The sequence below is a fragment of the Lysobacter sp. TAB13 genome (assembly GCF_052113885.1).
In the GTDB taxonomy this organism is placed as follows: Bacteria; Pseudomonadota; Gammaproteobacteria; order Xanthomonadales; family Xanthomonadaceae; genus Lysobacter; species Lysobacter gummosus.
Map to the genome: position 1 here is coordinate 1 of NZ_JBFRDR010000446.1, position 351 is coordinate 351.

Genomic DNA, 351 nt, shown 5'->3' on the forward strand with positions numbered 1-351 from the left:
ATGCAGCTGAAGCCAGTCCGGCCTGAGCGCGTCCGCGAGTTCCGTTGCCCGCACCACATCGAAATCCACAATCAGGGCCACGATCTCGGCGCGGCCGCGGGCCATCTCGGCGAGSGCCAYCGCGCGAGCCATATCGAYGAAGCGCGGRCTCTTCGGGTGGAAGACCAGCCCGACCATGTCGGCGCCGGCGGCGAGTGCCGCCACCATCGTCTCCGGCGTTGAGAGACCGCAAATCTTGATCGTGAAGGCATCGGGGCTTTGCGACATTCCCCGGCAATAGGACATCTGCAGCGGGCCCGGCAACCTTCGTGTCCCCGGACGGTCAGGCCCTCTTGCGGCGCGCCCCACTTG

General features: G+C 67.1%; 1 protein-coding gene. It reads right to left on the reverse strand.

Translation table 11 applies throughout. The features are described 5' to 3' along the window. The coding region (locus AB4Y92_RS26900; protein WP_441822398.1) for a phosphoribosylanthranilate isomerase at positions 1–267 on the reverse strand (267 nt) is incomplete at its 3' end. Between the last annotated feature and the right edge of the window lie 84 nt (positions 268–351).